The sequence below is a fragment of the Phytobacter diazotrophicus genome, assembly GCF_052061655.1.
Classification (GTDB): domain Bacteria; phylum Pseudomonadota; class Gammaproteobacteria; order Enterobacterales; family Enterobacteriaceae; genus Phytobacter; species Phytobacter diazotrophicus.
In genome coordinates this window covers 2277766-2292783 of record NZ_CM125428.1, presented here as the reverse complement: position 1 = coordinate 2292783, position 15018 = coordinate 2277766, and the positions used below count along the sequence as shown (strand labels likewise).

The 15018-nt window shown below is 56.1% G+C and carries 14 protein-coding genes; 9 read left to right on the top strand and 5 right to left on the bottom strand.

Annotated elements, in window-relative coordinates:
* The first annotated feature begins 209 nt into the window (after window positions 1–209).
* From hutC to ACS0RQ_RS11195, 6 genes are all read left to right on the top strand, one after another.
* The gene (gene hutC, locus ACS0RQ_RS11220; RefSeq protein WP_271849004.1) at window positions 210–1001 is read left to right on the top strand and encodes a histidine utilization transcriptional repressor HutC; all 792 of its coding nucleotides are present in this window, start codon (window positions 210–212) and stop codon (window positions 999–1001) included.
* Window positions 1002–1163: 162 nt separating this feature from the next.
* The gene (gene hutI, locus ACS0RQ_RS11215; protein ID WP_271849005.1) at window positions 1164–2426 is read left to right on the top strand and encodes an imidazolonepropionase; all 1263 of its coding nucleotides are present in this window, start codon (window positions 1164–1166) and stop codon (window positions 2424–2426) included.
* Window positions 2423–3247 carry an N-formylglutamate deformylase gene (hutG, locus tag ACS0RQ_RS11210; protein ID WP_271849006.1) on the top strand — a complete coding sequence of 275 codons (825 nt, stop codon included), beginning with the start codon at window positions 2423–2425 and terminating at the stop codon, window positions 3245–3247. Before hutI ends, hutG begins: the two co-directional genes overlap by 4 nt.
* A gap of 174 nt (window positions 3248–3421) precedes the next feature.
* Window positions 3422–4231: an exodeoxyribonuclease III gene (xthA, locus tag ACS0RQ_RS11205; protein WP_271849007.1), complete on the top strand. Its 810-nt coding sequence runs from the start codon at window positions 3422–3424 to the stop codon at window positions 4229–4231.
* Between the two features lie 60 nt (window positions 4232–4291).
* A complete protein-coding gene (locus ACS0RQ_RS11200) occupies window positions 4292–5488 on the top strand; it encodes a rhodanese-like domain-containing protein (protein WP_271849008.1) in 1197 nt (398 codons plus the stop codon).
* Between the two features lie 2 nt (window positions 5489–5490).
* A complete protein-coding gene (locus ACS0RQ_RS11195) occupies window positions 5491–5904 on the top strand; it encodes a pyrimidine (deoxy)nucleoside triphosphate diphosphatase (RefSeq protein WP_103245549.1) in 414 nt (137 codons plus the stop codon).
* On the opposite strand, the gene ACS0RQ_RS11190 is transcribed toward ACS0RQ_RS11195, so the two are convergent.
* Window positions 5867–6151, bottom strand: coding sequence for a YnjH family protein (locus tag ACS0RQ_RS11190; protein ID WP_041851651.1), 285 nt, complete (start codon window positions 6149–6151; stop codon window positions 5867–5869). The two genes, ACS0RQ_RS11195 and ACS0RQ_RS11190, sit on opposite strands and share 38 nt — an antisense overlap.
* A 236-nt stretch (window positions 6152–6387) precedes the next feature.
* Between ACS0RQ_RS11190 and gdhA the strand changes: the two genes are divergently transcribed.
* Window positions 6388–7731, top strand: coding sequence for an NADP-specific glutamate dehydrogenase (gdhA, locus tag ACS0RQ_RS11185; protein ID WP_334633076.1), 1344 nt, complete (start codon window positions 6388–6390; stop codon window positions 7729–7731).
* Window positions 7732–7819: 88 nt separating this feature from the next.
* Here the strand turns inward: gdhA and ACS0RQ_RS11180 are convergent, their stop codons facing one another.
* The 4 genes from ACS0RQ_RS11180 to ACS0RQ_RS11165 all read right to left on the bottom strand — a co-directional run bounded on the left by ACS0RQ_RS11180 (window position 7820) and on the right by ACS0RQ_RS11165 (window position 11846).
* Window positions 7820–7990, bottom strand: coding sequence for a hypothetical protein (locus ACS0RQ_RS11180; protein WP_158276515.1), 171 nt, complete (start codon window positions 7988–7990; stop codon window positions 7820–7822).
* A gap of 193 nt (window positions 7991–8183) precedes the next feature.
* Entirely contained in the window at window positions 8184–10130 is a 1947-nt protein-coding gene (locus ACS0RQ_RS11175) for a DNA topoisomerase III (protein ID WP_271849136.1), read from the bottom strand.
* A gap of 4 nt (window positions 10131–10134) precedes the next feature.
* Window positions 10135–11178, bottom strand: a complete 1044-nt coding sequence (gene selD / locus ACS0RQ_RS11170) for a selenide, water dikinase SelD (protein WP_271849009.1) — start codon at window positions 11176–11178, stop codon at window positions 10135–10137.
* 116 nt (window positions 11179–11294) lie between these two features.
* Window positions 11295–11846, bottom strand: coding sequence for an NAD(P)H nitroreductase (locus ACS0RQ_RS11165; RefSeq protein WP_271849010.1), 552 nt, complete (start codon window positions 11844–11846; stop codon window positions 11295–11297).
* Between the two features lie 162 nt (window positions 11847–12008).
* Here ACS0RQ_RS11165 and sppA point away from each other — a divergent pair, with 162 nt between their 5' ends.
* Together sppA and ansA are read left to right on the top strand one after the other, a co-directional pair.
* Window positions 12009–13862, top strand: a complete 1854-nt coding sequence (sppA, locus tag ACS0RQ_RS11160; protein WP_071195397.1) for a signal peptide peptidase SppA — start codon at window positions 12009–12011, stop codon at window positions 13860–13862.
* A gap of 129 nt (window positions 13863–13991) precedes the next feature.
* Window positions 13992–15008, top strand: a complete 1017-nt coding sequence (ansA, locus tag ACS0RQ_RS11155; RefSeq protein ID WP_271849011.1) for an asparaginase — start codon at window positions 13992–13994, stop codon at window positions 15006–15008.
* Window positions 15009–15018: the final 10 nt, after the last annotated feature.

Genomic DNA, 15018 nt, shown 5'->3' with positions numbered 1-15018 from the left:
TGTCTGAGCACCGTTGCGCAGACCACTGCCAAACCTTTGACCAATTTGTCTATACATATACATATGCCTGAATTGGCTGTAAACTTGCAGCGTGTTTTTTTTACTATTTTCGTTTTTTCATCAATGTGCGCTTTTCCCCTGCACGGTGGACATGGCCGGACGTTGGGGAAACGTTCCTGATACCTGTGGATTTTTTGAGAGGTAAGAAAATGTCGGAGCCTTCACCGAACGGTGTAGCACAACACGGCGTGACCCGGCAGGCATTGTCTGAGCTTGCCGCTGCCATGAGTGATACCCCTGCCCCGATTTATCAGCGCGTGAAGCAGGCTATCATCGGCCAGATTCGCTCCGGTGCCTGGAAGCCCCATCAACGTATTCCGTCGGAAAGTGAACTGGTCAACGAGATTGGCGTGAGCCGGATGACAATTAACCGTGCGCTGCGTGAACTGACCAGCGAAGGTTTTCTTATCCGCATGCAGGGTGTCGGCACCTTCGTTGCCGAAGCGAAGGCCTACACGCCGATGCTCGAAGTGCATAATATCGCCGATGAAATCGCCCAGCGCGGCCATCGCCACGACAGCAGGATTCTGGTGTGTGAAGCCCGCGAGGCCGATGCCGATCAGGCCATGCAATTGGGTATCGCGCCCGGCGACACACTGTTTTATTCGCAGATCGTCCATTACGAAAACAATGTCCCCGTACAAATCGAAGACCGCTACGTTAACCCGGTCGCCGCACCGGATTATCTGCGTCAGGTCTTCAATAAGCAGATGCCCTACACCTATCTGATGGAAATATCGCCGCTCACAGCCGGTGAACATCGGGTTGAAGCGGTCAGCGCCAGCGACGAGCAGCGTGAATTGCTGCAACTGGAGGAGCACGAACCCTGTCTGCTGATCCACCGCCGTACCTGGAGCGGTAGCCGCATCGTCACCTCTGCCCGTCTGGTTTACCCCGGTTCGCGCTATCAGCTATTTGGCCGCTTCACCAGCCACGGCTAACCCCGCTTTACCCATAGCGGCTTTTCTGGCCGCTGTGTCTCCTGATATGTAATCTCACCAGCAATAAGAAAAAACTCTTTCTGCTCGCCTTGCCGCGTTTACGGTTATGCGTTAGGTTGACTTTAATTGTCTATACAAGATAAATCCAACCCGGAGTTTGTCATGTCGTTAGCCGAATCTTTGTCGTTTTCCGCCACGCCACCCGCCCGTTGCGATAGCGTCTGGCGTGGCGCCACGCTGGTCACGATGCAAAATGGACACTACAACCAGATAGAAAACGGTGCGATTGCTGTCACTGACGGAAAAATCGTCTGGCTCGGCCCGGCCGCCGATTGCCCTCCCTTCCCCGACGCCGAACAGCACGATTTTGCAGGCGGGATCATTACGCCTGGTTTTGTCGATTGCCATACCCATCTGGTCTTTGGCGGTAACCGCAGCGGTGAGTTCGAGCAACGGCTGAACGGGGTGAGTTATGCGCAGATTGCCGCTGCCGGCGGTGGGATCATCTCCACGGTTAACGCCACCCGTCAGGCGACAGAAGAGGAGCTGATCGAATCGGCGTTATTCCGCCTGCGCCCGCTGTTAGCAGAAGGCGTCACCAGCGTTGAGATAAAATCGGGCTATGGGCTGTCCATCGACAGCGAACTGAAAATGCTGCGGGTGATTCGCGCATTAGCGACCCGCTTGCCGGTTGACATTGTATCGACCTGCCTTGCCGCCCATGCGCTCCCACCCGAATACAAAGACCGGGCTGATGCGTATATCAGCCTTGTCTGTGACACCCTTTTACCGATTGTCGCAAGGGAAAAGCTGGCCGATGCAGTCGATGCATTTTGCGAACATCTGGCGTTCTCTCCGGCCCAGGTTGAGAAGGTATTCACCACCGCAAAAGCCCTGGGCTTGCCGGTGAAATTGCATGCAGAGCAGCTCTCCTCACTGCACGGCAGCGCACTCGCGGCCCGCCATGGCGCCCTGTCGGCCGATCACCTGGAATATGCCACCGAAGAAGATGCCATCGCCATGGCGGCCAGCGGGACCGTCGCCGTGTTGTTACCCGGCGCGTTCTATTTATTGCGCGAAAAGCAGCAGCCGCCGGTGGCCTTATTCCGCCAGCACCGGGTGCCGATGGCGCTGGCCAGCGATGCCAACCCCGGCACGTCCCCTGTGCTCTCACTGCGTCTGATGTTGAGTATGGGCTGCACGCTGTTCGGCCTGACGCCGGAAGAGGCGCTGGCCGGGATCACCTGTCACGGCGCCCGCGCGCTCGGTTTACAGGATTCTCACGGTACGCTGGCGCCAGGCAAAGTCGCCGATTTTATCCACTGGCCGCTCTCGCGACCGGCTGAGCTGGTCTACTGGCTGGGCGGTGAGCTGCCCTGCACGGTGGTCTATCGCGGAAATGTACGAGGAAAACATGACCTATGAGTCTTTCAGCTATCACCGCACCCTATGATTTCACGGCGGGCTCATCGCCGCTGCTGATCAGTATTCCCCACACCGGAACACGCCTGACGCCGGAGGTCGCCGAGGGTCTTAGCGAGGCGGCACAGCCACTGGGCGATACGGACTGGCATATCCCCCGCCTGTATGACTTTGCCCTCGCGCTCGGGGCCAGTATTTTGGTCGGCAATTATTCCCGCTTTGTTATCGACCTGAACCGACCGTCTGATGACAAACCGCTCTACACCACGGCAACGACGGGCCTCTATCCCGATACCCTGTTTGATGGTCGCGATACCTTTAAGCCCGGAATGACCCCGACCGATGCCCGGCGTCAGGATTATCTGGCGCAAATCTGGCAGCCGTATCATGAACGCCTCCAGGCTGAGCTCGCACGGATTAAGCAGCAGTTTGGCTATGCGCTGTTGTTTGATGCCCACTCCATTGCATCGGTCATCCCGCGACTGTTTGACGGCCAGTTACCCGATTTAAACCTTGGCACCAATAATGGCGCCAGTTGCTCGCCCGAATTGAGTGATGTGCTGACGGGGATTTGCCAGCAACAGTCGCAGTTCAGCCACGTGCTTAACGGGCGTTTTAAAGGGGGTTACATCACCCGTGCTTACGGGCAGCCCGCTGCCGATATCCACGCCGTGCAGCTTGAATTAGCGCAGGTGAATTATATGGATGAAACGCCGCCCTACGCCTGGTCTGAGACCCGCGCCCCTCAATTGCAGACGTTATTAAAACAGATGCTGGAAGGGATGGTGAGATGGGGGAGCGAACAGTATGGCAATAAAAGGTGAAAAGGCTGATGAACCAGTAAGTTCAGCGTAGCGATGGCATGTGGGCAATGTATGGTTTAATAAATGCTTTGCCCCATCTACAGACAGGCCGGCCCCCTGCCCATTCTCATAGGCATCCGTTGTCATTATCTGCTAACATCCCTGCCACATTCCCACAGCAATCTGGCGGCGACTATGAAATTTGTCTCTTTTAATATCAACGGCCTGCGTGCCCGTCCCCATCAACTGGAAGCGATTGTCGAGCAGCATCAGCCCGACGTGATTGGCCTGCAGGAGACGAAAGTCCACGACGACATGTTCCCGCTCGAAGAGGTGGCGAAACTCGGTTACAACGTCTTTTATCATGGGCAGAAAGGGCACTATGGCGTGGCGCTGCTGACCAAAGCGACGCCTGTCTCCATTCGTCGCGGTTTCCCGGACGACGGTGAGGAAGCCCAGCGCCGCATCATCATGGCGGAAATCCCCTCTCCGCTGGGTAATATCACGGTTATCAATGGTTATTTCCCGCAGGGGGAAAGCCGTGACCACCCGACCAAGTTCCCGGCAAAAGAGAAGTTTTACCAGGACCTGCAAAACTACATTGAAACCGAGCTGAAAAAAGAAAATCCGGTGCTGATTATGGGTGATGTCAACATCAGCCCTACCGATCTGGACATTGGCATCGGCGAAGACAACCGTAAACGCTGGCTGCGTACCGGTAAATGCTCCTTCCTGCCGGAAGAACGCGCATGGATGGATCGCCTGATTAACTGGGGCCTGGTGGATACCTGGCGTGCGGCGAATCCGGACAATAACGAGCGTTTCTCGTGGTTTGACTACCGCTCCAAAGGGTTTGATGACAACAGGGGCCTGCGTATAGACCTGCTGCTGGCAAGCTCACCGCTGGCAGAGCGCTGCATCGAAACCGGCATCGACTACGATATCCGCAGTATGGATAAACCCTCCGACCATGCTCCGGTATGGGCTACATTTAACGTCGAATAAGCGTCATTTTCCCATTATGGCGGTCATGTTTATGACCGCCCTCTTTGGACCTGCCACGCTATGGCTCAAAACATCACACTTTCCCAATTCCGCCAGAATAATGGCGTGGTTATCGATACTCGCAATAGCGCCTTGTACAACGGCTGGCCGGATGCGCTGCACGGTACATCCGGCCATGTATCCGGTGCGCGTAATCTTGCCGCTTCCTGGCTGGACGAGATGACGGACGCACAGTTTGACGCCTGGTCTGCCCTGCGCCCGTTAAGCGCCGAAACCCGCATCGCGCTCTATGGCGCGCCGGAAGACAACGCCGCGGTAGAGGCCTGGTTACGTCAGAAGGGACTCTATGCGCCATGGCGTATCAGCGACGCCTTCTCCTGCGCTTGTCCCCTCGAACGTTTGCCCGGTTTTCATCAACTCGTCCCGGCATGCTGGCTTAACGCGCTGATCGCTCATCGCCAGGTCAGCGAAAAACCCGTCGGTAAATGGACGGTGATTGAAGCGGGCTGGGGCGTGCGCGATACCTTCCGGCAAGGGCATATTCCCGGCGCGGACTACCTCGATACAGGCGAGCTGGAAAGCGAGCCCCTGTGGAACGTGGTTGCTCCTGAGGCGTTGCGTAACGTGCTGGCCGCGCACGGCATTCGCTGCGATACCACGGTCATTCTCTATAGCCGTACCCCGCTTGCCGCGGCGCGCGTGGCCCATATTCTGTTGTACGCCGGGGTGGAAGATGTGCGTTTGCTGGACGGTGGCTGGCGGGCATGGCTTTACGCCGGTTTTCCGGTTGCATCCGGCGATGCGCGACCCATCGCGTCCGCTTGTGATTTTGGCGCACCGCTCCCTGCTCAGCCTCAATTGATGCTTTCCCTGCCGCAGGCACGGGCGCTACTCAACCGTCAGGATGCTTCGATGGTGAGTGTTCGCTCGTGGGCTGAGTTTTCCGGCGCGACCAGTGGTTATGATTATATTGATGCCTGTGGCGAGATCCCCGGTGCGCGCTGGGGACGTGGCGGACGCGGAAAAGATGGTATTAAGGATTTCCTTAATCCGGATGCAACCTTACGCTGCGCGGATTACGTCACGGCCATGTGGGAAGCGTGGAATATTACCGCAGACCAGCACATCGCTTTTTACTGCGGAACCGGCTGGCGGGCCTCACTGGCGTTTATCTGCGCGCGCGCCATGGGCTGGACGAACATCGGAGTATATGATGGCGGCTGGTATGAGTGGAGTTTGCATCACAACAATGGATAACCATGCTTAAAACGATTGAGGTTGTCGCCGCGATTATTGAGCGCGATGGCCAGATTTTGCTGGCCCAGCGTCCGGAACAAGGCGATCAGGCAGGGCTGTGGGAATTTGCTGGCGGGAAGGTAGAAGCCGGAGAGAGCCAGTCAGACGCATTAATACGCGAGCTTCGCGAAGAGCTGGGCATTGAAGCCGTGCCCGCGGCGTACATCGCCAGCCACCAGCGGGAGGTCTCCGGGCGCATAATCAATTTGCATGCCTGGCATGTGCCGACTTTCACCGGCACACTGACCCGTCATCACCACGCGGCGCTCATCTGGTGCGCGCCACAGGAAGCCTTTAACTGGCCGCTTGCGCCTGCCGATATCCCTCTGCTGGAGGCGTTTATGGCTTCACGCGCCGCCAGACCAGCGGGTTTGTAGAAACGGTGCGTTCATCGCGCTGGCACTGGAGCAGCACCCCTTCGGCTTTAATAACCGCCCCTTCGGTGTAATTCTGATTCTGATAAACGCAGCACTGGTTACAGGGCTGCGAACTCTGCTGACCACCAGAGGTAAACACTTCCGGTGGAACATTCACCTGCACATCCGGCGACAGGCGTCTCTCCGCACTGGCCCCCGCTGAAACCAACATCAGTACACAACCCCATACCCACAGTGAACGCTTCATAGCATTTTCTTCCTGAATAGAACCTTTTATCACTATAACGTATCTCTATTACCGAACCGCATTTTCTTTCTTCATCGGTTTTTATTATGACAAGCCACCCATTATTAATTTGATACCGCTGGACTATTTTTGCTTGCTTTACGCCATATTCCGGATGTTATAGTCGAAAAACGCTGAATTTTTAGCTCACAACAACCAATAAAATCGGACTATCAACATAAGAGGCTCTTATATCTATGGAACAGACATGCTCTCTTGAATCGTTTCTTTCCCACGTTCAAAAGCGCGATCCGCATCAGCCTGAATTCGCTCAGGCCGTACGTGAAGTAATGACCACGCTGTGGCCTTTTCTCGAACAAAACCCTCGCTATCGTCAGCTATCCCTGCTGGAAAGACTGGTTGAACCGGAACGTGTTATTCAGTTCCGCGTGGTGTGGGTAGACGACAAAAACCAGGTGCAGGTTAACCGTGCGTGGCGTGTGCAATTCAACTCTGCCATTGGCCCGTATAAAGGCGGCATGCGTTTCCACCCGTCCGTCAACTTGTCGATCCTGAAATTCCTTGGTTTTGAGCAGACCTTCAAAAATGCCCTTACCACCCTGCCGATGGGCGGTGGTAAAGGCGGTAGCGATTTCGATCCAAAAGGGAAGAGCGATGCGGAAGTGATGCGTTTCTGCCAGTCGCTGATGACCGAGCTGTATCGCCACCTGGGGCCGGATACCGATGTCCCGGCGGGTGATATGGGTGTGGGCGCGCGAGAAGTGGGCTTTATGGCCGGGATGATGAAAAAACTCTCCAACAACACTGCCTGCGTGTTCACCGGTAAAGGTCTCTCCTTCGGCGGCAGCTTAATCCGCCCGGAAGCCACCGGCTACGGACTGGTGTATTTCACCGAAGCGATGCTCAAACGCCATGGTATGGGTCTGGAAGGTCTGCGCGTGGCCGTTTCTAGCTCCGGTAACGTGGCGCAGTATGCTATCGAAAAAGCGATGGCTTTTGGCGCCCGCGTGATAACCGCCTCTGACTCTAACGGTACCGTGGTTGATGAAGCCGGTTTCACCACCGAAAAACTGGCGCGCCTGATTGAAATTAAAGAGCAGCAGCATGGGCGCGTAGCGGATTACGCCCGTGAGTTTGGCCTGCAATACCTCGAAGGCCAACAACCCTGGTCAGTGCCGGTCGATGTCGCTCTGCCGTGTGCCACCCAGAATGAACTGGATGTCGATGCCGCGCGTACGCTTATCGCCAACGGCGTGAAAGCGGTGGCAGAGGGCGCCAATATGCCCACCACGATTGCGGCAACCGATCTGTTCCTGGAAGCAGGCGTCCTGTTTGCGCCGGGTAAAGCGGCGAATGCCGGGGGCGTGGCAACATCAGGCCTGGAAATGGCGCAGAACGCCGCACGTCTTGGCTGGAAAGCGGAAAAAGTGGATGCGCGTCTGCACCACATTATGCTGGATATTCACCAGGCCTGTGTGGAGTATGGCGGCGAAGCGAAGCAGACTCACTATGTCCGTGGCGCAAACATTGCGGGCTTCGTGAAAGTGGCGGATGCGATGATCGGTCAGGGGCTTATCTAAGTCATTTTGCCGGGCGGCGCTGCGTCGACCCGGCTTGCATGTTCCATGCCCGGTAAGCGCAAAGCCGCCGGGCAATCTCATCAGGCGTTCAGTTAACCACCAGCGATGAGACAATTTCCCTGTGACGTTTAAGAATGATCGCGATTTGCTCATCCGCGGTAAGCTCGTTGAACATTTTTTCATTGCGATCGGAATGCGCGTTGCGCACAGTGGCGGGGATACGTACTTCGCTTTTTTCTATTGCTTTTTGCTCGCTCATTTTCCAGTCCTGCTACTCAATGGTCTGTGTTCGCGCGCATAATAATCCCGTTTAGCTGTGACAGGAAGACGACACCATCACGTCTTTTTACGAATTGTGCAAGTTAACGTCATCTTTGGGCAAAATCACGGTGATTCTACCGTGACTGCCCCTCTTCTTATGCATTTGCTGATGTCTTACCGCTAAACGAGCCTCAGGCAGCAGGCTGTGGAGGTGTCGGGTCGTCTTTACGTGGCTTGCGCGTTGTGCGTTTACCCGCTGTTTTTTTCTTCTCACCTGCCGGAGCGCTGATTCCCCGAAACCGCTGCACTGGCGTATTGCGCGCCTGATGAATCAACTCATGCAAGGTGCCAACCAGCGGCTGCATAAAGTCCTGGTAACGACACTGCTTCTCGCTGATTTGCGTCAGCACAGACTCCCAGTGCGCGGTCATATCCGGCCTGGCAGCCATCTCCGGCAGAGAATGGATCAACGCGCGTCCGGCGTCGGTCGAGAGGATATAACGCCCTTTCTTACTGAGAAAACCACGCTTAAACAGCAGTTCGATAATCCCGGCGCGGGTGGCTTCGGTGCCCAGACCGTCCGTCGCACGCAGGATCTTTTTCAGATCTTTATCCTGCACAAAGCGGGCAATACCGGTCATCGCCGACAGCAATGTCGCATCGGTGAAATGGCGCGGCGGTTGCGTCTGACGCTCCACAACCTCACCTTTTTCACACAGGAGTTCGTCGCCTTTCGCCACGACCGGTAGCGGCGTGCCGTCGTTTTCTTCGTCGCGCTCTTTGGCACCCAGCAACGTGCGCCAGCCCGCTTCGGCAAGGAAACGCGCTTTGGCGATAAATTTGCCGTTGGCAATATCCAGGTCGATCTGGCATTTACGGAACACCGCATCGGGGCAAAACTGCATCAGGTACTGACGCGCAATCAGATTGTAGACGTTGGCTTCACCTTCGCTCAGGTTCACCTTTGTGCTGCGCGCGGTAGGAATAATGGCGTGGTGGGCATCCACCTTTTTGTCATCCCAGCAGCGGTTACGCAAATCGGCATTCACCACGGGTTGCGGCAGAAGATCCGGTGCATGGGCACCAATTGCGTTCATCACCGCATGACGCCCGGCATAATGTTCTTCCGGCAAATAGCGGCAGTCCGAGCGCGGATAGGTAATCAGCTTGTGGGTTTCATAGAGCTTCTGGCAGATGTCGAGTACGTTCTGCGCGCTCAGGCCATAGCGTTTCGCGGCTTCAATTTGCAGTGCCGAAAGCGAAAAAGGTAACGGCGCCGGCTCCGATTCCCGCTTATCGTTATACGCGGTAACATTCGCCGGTTGCCCGGTAATACGGGCGACCACATGCTCGGCCAGCGGGCGGTGCAGCAAGCGCCCTTCTTCATCCTGATAAGGCTCACAGGCATCGCTCGGCTGCCACAGGGCGGTAAACCGCTCCCCGGCCGGGGTGACAATATGCGCCTTCACTTCGAAGAAATCTTTTGCCACGAAGTTCTCGATCTCTTCGTCGCGGCGCACCACCAGCCCAAGGACCGGCGTCTGTACGCGTCCAACGGAAAGTACCCCCTGATACCCGGCATTACGTCCAAGCAACGTATAGGCGCGAGTCATATTGATGCCGTACAGCCAGTCGGCGCGTGCACGGGCCAGTGCCGAGACGCACAGAGGAATAAACTCACTGTTGGCGCGCAGGCGAGAGATCGCCCGCTCCACCGCCTGGGGGTTAAGATCGTTAATCAGGCAGCGCTGGACCTGCTGACGCTTTTGCGGTGACAGTTCGAGGTAATCAAGCACCTCATCAACCAGCAACTGCCCTTCTCTGTCCGGGTCACCCGCGTGCACGACTTCCGTCGCTTCGGCGAGCAGCCGCTTGATCACATTAATCTGTTTGGTAACTGAGGGACGCGGTTGCAGCCGCCATTTTTCGGGCACGATCGGCAGATCCGCCAGATTCCAGCGCGCATACCGGCTGTCGTAGACATCCGGCTGTGCCTGCTCCAGCAGGTGACCGATACACCAGGTCACCACCTGCCCGTTGCCACATTCAATATAGCCGTCGCCTTTGCGATGTGGCTTGGGTAGCACATCCGCAATGGCGCGGCCCAGACTGGGTTTTTCGGCAATAAACAACCGCATTGGCTTAACGGATCTCAATCATCGGACGCCCTGCGCGTGCGCTAACCAGCTCACCCACCGCCGCAAGGGTAATACCATATTCTGCCGCCGTGGCGTAAACGTCGCCTTCGGCTTCGGGGCTCACTGCCAGTAACAGACCGCCAGAAGTCTGCGGGTCGCAGAGCAAATCGCGCACCGCATCCGGCATCTCGCCCATCAAATGACCGTAGCTGGCGAAATTACGCTGGGTGCCGCCCGGTACTGCGCCAAGCGCAATATACTCTTCAACACTGGGTAATTTCGGCACATCCTGATACCAGATTTGCGCCTGCACGCCGGCACCCTGGCACATTTCACTCAAGTGCCCCAGCAGACCAAAACCGGTAACATCGGTCATCGCCTTCACGCCACTGATGCCCGCAAACGCGGCACCGGCCAGGTTCATCTGGCACATCACGTCCGTTGCCAGCCCAATGTGCTCGGGTTTTAACAGCGATTTTTTCTCGGCGGTCGTCAGCACACCAATGCCCAGTGGTTTGGTCAGGAAGAGACGGCAGCCCGCCTGCGCGGTACTGTTTTTCTTGATGCGATCGGTTGGCACAACGCCCGTCACCGCCAGCCCGAAAATGGGTTCCGGTGCATCAATAGAGTGCCCGCCCGCCAGAGCAATACCCGCCAGGCGGCAGGCATGGCGACCACCCTCAACCACTTCCCGGGCAATCTCCGGCGCCAGTTTGTTGACAGGCCAGCCTAAAATTGCAATCGCCATGATCGGTTTGCCGCCCATGGCGAAAATATCGCTAATCGCGTTAGTGGCAGCGATACGACCAAAGTCGAAAGGATTGTCGACAATCGGCATAAAAAAGTCGGTTGTGCTGATAACGCTTGTGCCGTTGCCGAGATCGTAGACCGCCGCGTCATCGCGGGTTTCGTTCCCCACAAGCAGGTTCGGGTCGATAAACTTCGCTTGCTCGCTATGCAGGATAGTATCGAGCACTTTAGGGGAAATTTTACAACCACAACCCGCTCCGTGGCTGTATTGCGTCAGACGAATACCTTGTTCGTTCATGGACAACTCCTGTCAGGACAATCCGGCTATGGTAACGCCCAAAACGTTGCATGATAAGCGTGACTGTCCGAATTGCGGCAGTTCGCTCACAATCCAGACAGTTTTACCGGCAAGTATCAGAAATAACGGACGAAAGGCGTGGTATCCGGTGTGCTAATGGTCGTAGAGGCTTTGAGTTGCGGGGTGCCAAGGTATAAGAAACCGACGATCTTATCCTGTGCGCGGCAGTTCAGCGCGTCGCGGACCACCGGACTGTCGGTCAATGGACCGGTACGCCAGATCCCGTTGAAACCCTGTGCCAGCGCCGCCATCTGCATCGCCATTACGGCGCAGCCTGCCGAGAGCAGTTGCTCCCACTGCGGCACTTTCGGATTCTCTTCACATTTCGCCACCACGGCGATAATCATCGGCGCGCGCGACGGTGAAGTCCGGGCTTTTTCTACCGCTTTTTCGTCCAGCCCGGCGCTGACAGCACCCTGCTCCAGCGTCTTGCCAAAGCGGGCCAGACCTTCGCCTTCAATAATGAAAAATTGCCACGGCTGCAGCGTGCCGTGGTCCGGTGCGCGCATCCCCGCACGGATAATATTGTCCAGTTGTTCGCCTGTCGGTGCCGGTTCAGCCAACCGGGAAGCGCTACGGCGGTTGACGAGCAGTTCAAGTGCATCCATTAGTTAAACTCCTGTATTGAAATTTGTTCCTAAAATTAACACGTGCGTAGATTTTGTTACAGCACCGGCAGCGATTCCTGCTGACAACAGGAGCCAGGCTAATTAGGATAACCACACTTGCTGCTCAGGGCAGCGGCAAACGTTACTAACCAGGGAGAATACATGCGAACCCTTTGGCGCTTTATTGCCGTTTTTTTTAAGTGGACATGGCGATTGCTGAACTTTATCCGCAATCTGGTGCTCAATTTGTTCTTTATTTTATTGGTACTGGTCGGCGTGGGCCTGTGGATGCAGTTTAGCGACAGCAAAGCAGAACATGCCAGCCGGGGTGCGTTGTTGATGGATATTACCGGCGTGGTCGTGGACAAACCCTCCGCCAGTAACCGACTCGGCGCGCTGGGTCGCCAGTTCTTTGGCGCAAGCTCCGACCGCCTGCAGGAAAACTCGTTGTTCGACATCGTCGACACCATTCGTCAGGCGCAATCAGACCGAAATATCACCGGGATTGTGCTCGATTTGAAAAACTTTGCCGGGGCGGATCAACCGTCAATGCAGTATATCGGTAAGGCACTTCGCGAGTTCCGCGACAGTGGTAAACCGGTTTATGCGGTAGGCGATAACTACAGCCAGGGGCAGTATTACCTCGCGAGCTTCGCCAATAAAATTTGGCTCTCGCCGCAAGGGGTGGTTGATCTGCATGGCTTCGCCACCAACGGCCTGTATTACAAATCCCTGCTCGACAAGCTGAAAGTCAGTACCCATGTGTTCCGCGTCGGCACCTATAAATCCGCCGTTGAACCGTTTATCCGCGACGACATGTCTCCGGCCGCACGCGATGCAGATAGCCGCTGGGTGGGCGAACTTTGGCAAAATTATCTCAACACCATTGCCGCAAACCGTCAGGTTACCGCGCAACAGATTTTCCCTGGCGCACAAGGCGTGCTGGACGGTCTGCGTAAAGTAGATGGCGATACAGCGAAATACGCGCTGGATAACAAACTGGTGGACGAGCTGGGTTCCAGCGCCGATGCGGAAAAAGCGCTGACCAAACAGTTTGGCTGGGATGACAAAGACAAGAATTTCCGCGCCATCAGCTATTACGATTATCAGCTGAAAAAACCGAGCGATATGGGCGACGCCGTAGCTGTGGTCTTTGCGAACGGCGCGATCATGGACGGTAACGAAACCCCGGGGAATGTGGGGGGGGATACCACTGCGTCGCAGATCCGCGACGCGCGTCTGGATCCGAAAGTGAAAGCCATTGTGTTGCGTGTTAACAGCCCTGGCGGCAGCGTCAGCGCCTCGGAAGTGATTCGTTCTGAACTGGCCGCGGCCCGTGCGGCAGGCAAACCGGTCGTGGTCTCGATGGGCGGTATGGCGGCATCCGGTGGTTACTGGATCTCAACGCCTGCGAATTACATCGTGGCAAATGCCAGCACTCTGACCGGATCGATTGGTATTTTCGGCGTCATCAATACGCTGGAAAACAGCCTCGACAGCATTGGCGTGCATACCGACGGCGTGGCAACGTCTCCGCTGGCGGATGTCAGCGTGACCAAAGCGCTGCCGCCGGAAGTTCAGCAGATGATGCAGATCAGCATTGAGAACGGCTATAAACGCTTTATCACGCTGGTCGCTCAGTCGCGTAACAGCACGCCGGAGCAGATTGATAAAATCGCGCAGGGCCATGTCTGGACTGGCCAGGATGCGAAAGCCAACGGGCTGGTCGACGGGCTGGGTGATTTCGACGATGCGCTAAACAAAGCGGCTGAGCTGGCGAAACTCAAACAGTGGCATGTGGACTGGTATCAGGATGAACCCTCATTCTTTGATCGCGTGATGGACAGCATGTCAGGTTCCGTACGCGCCATGTTGCCACAGGCATTGCAGGCGTATCTGCCTGCGCCGCTGGCCAATGCGGCAGTTCAGGTCAAAGCTGAAACAGATAAACTGGCGGCGTTTAACGATCCGCAAAACCGTTACGCGTTTTGCCTGACCTGCGCCAACATTCGCTAACGAACTGAACGTTTTGTATTCAGGCGGAGATCGGCATCACGCTGGCTCCGCCTTTTCTTTGCGCTTTCGCTGTATCATTCATTCACTGCGTATATAATCCCCCCACTCTGTAACAACACATTTTCAATCATGCAAAAAAAATCGATTTATGTTGCCTACACTGGCGGTACCATCGGTATGCAACGTTCCGAACACGGCTACGTTCCCGTCTCCGGTCACCTGCAGCGTCAACTGGCGTTGATGCCTGAATTCCATCGCCCTGAAATGCCTGATTTCACCATCCACGAATATGATCCGTTGATGGACTCCTCCGATATGACGCCGGAAGACTGGCAGCATATTGCTGACGATATCAAAGCCCACTACGACGATTATGATGGCTTTGTGATCCTGCACGGCACCGACACCATGGCATACACCGCCTCGGCGTTGTCGTTCATGCTGGAAAATTTGAGTAAGCCGGTTATCGTCACAGGCTCGCAAATCCCGCTGGCAGAACTGCGTTCCGACGGACAGATTAATTTGCTCAATTCGCTGTACGTGGCAGCCAACTTCCCGATTAACGAAGTGACGCTGTTCTTTAACAACCGCCTCTATCGCGGCAATCGCACCACTAAAGCACATGCGGACGGCTTTGACGCCTTTGCCTCGCCGAACCTGTCGCCGCTGCTGGAAGCGGGAATACATATTCGCCGCCTTAATACCCCGTCTGCGCCACACGGTAACGGCGAGCTGGTTGTTCATCCGATCACCCCGCAACCGATTGGCGTGGTGACGATCTATCCGGGTATCTCGGCAGACGTGGTAAGAAACTTTCTGCGCCAGCCCGTGAAAGCGCTGATTTTGCGCTCTTATGGCGTGGGTAATGCACCACAAAACGGGGAGTTTCTCAAAGAGTTACAGGAAGCCAGCGCTCGCGGCATTGTGGTGGTCAACCTGACGCAGTGTATGTCGGGTAAGGTCAATATGGGCGGCTACGCCACCGGTAACGCGCTGGCGCATGCGGGCGTGATTGGCGGGGCGGATATGACAGTAGAAGCCACGCTGACTAAACTGCATTATCTGTTGAGTCAGGAACTGGACGCCGCGGCGATTCGCAGCGCCATGACGCAGAACCTGCGCGGTGAGCTCACCGCAGACGAATAAGGAAAAGCCG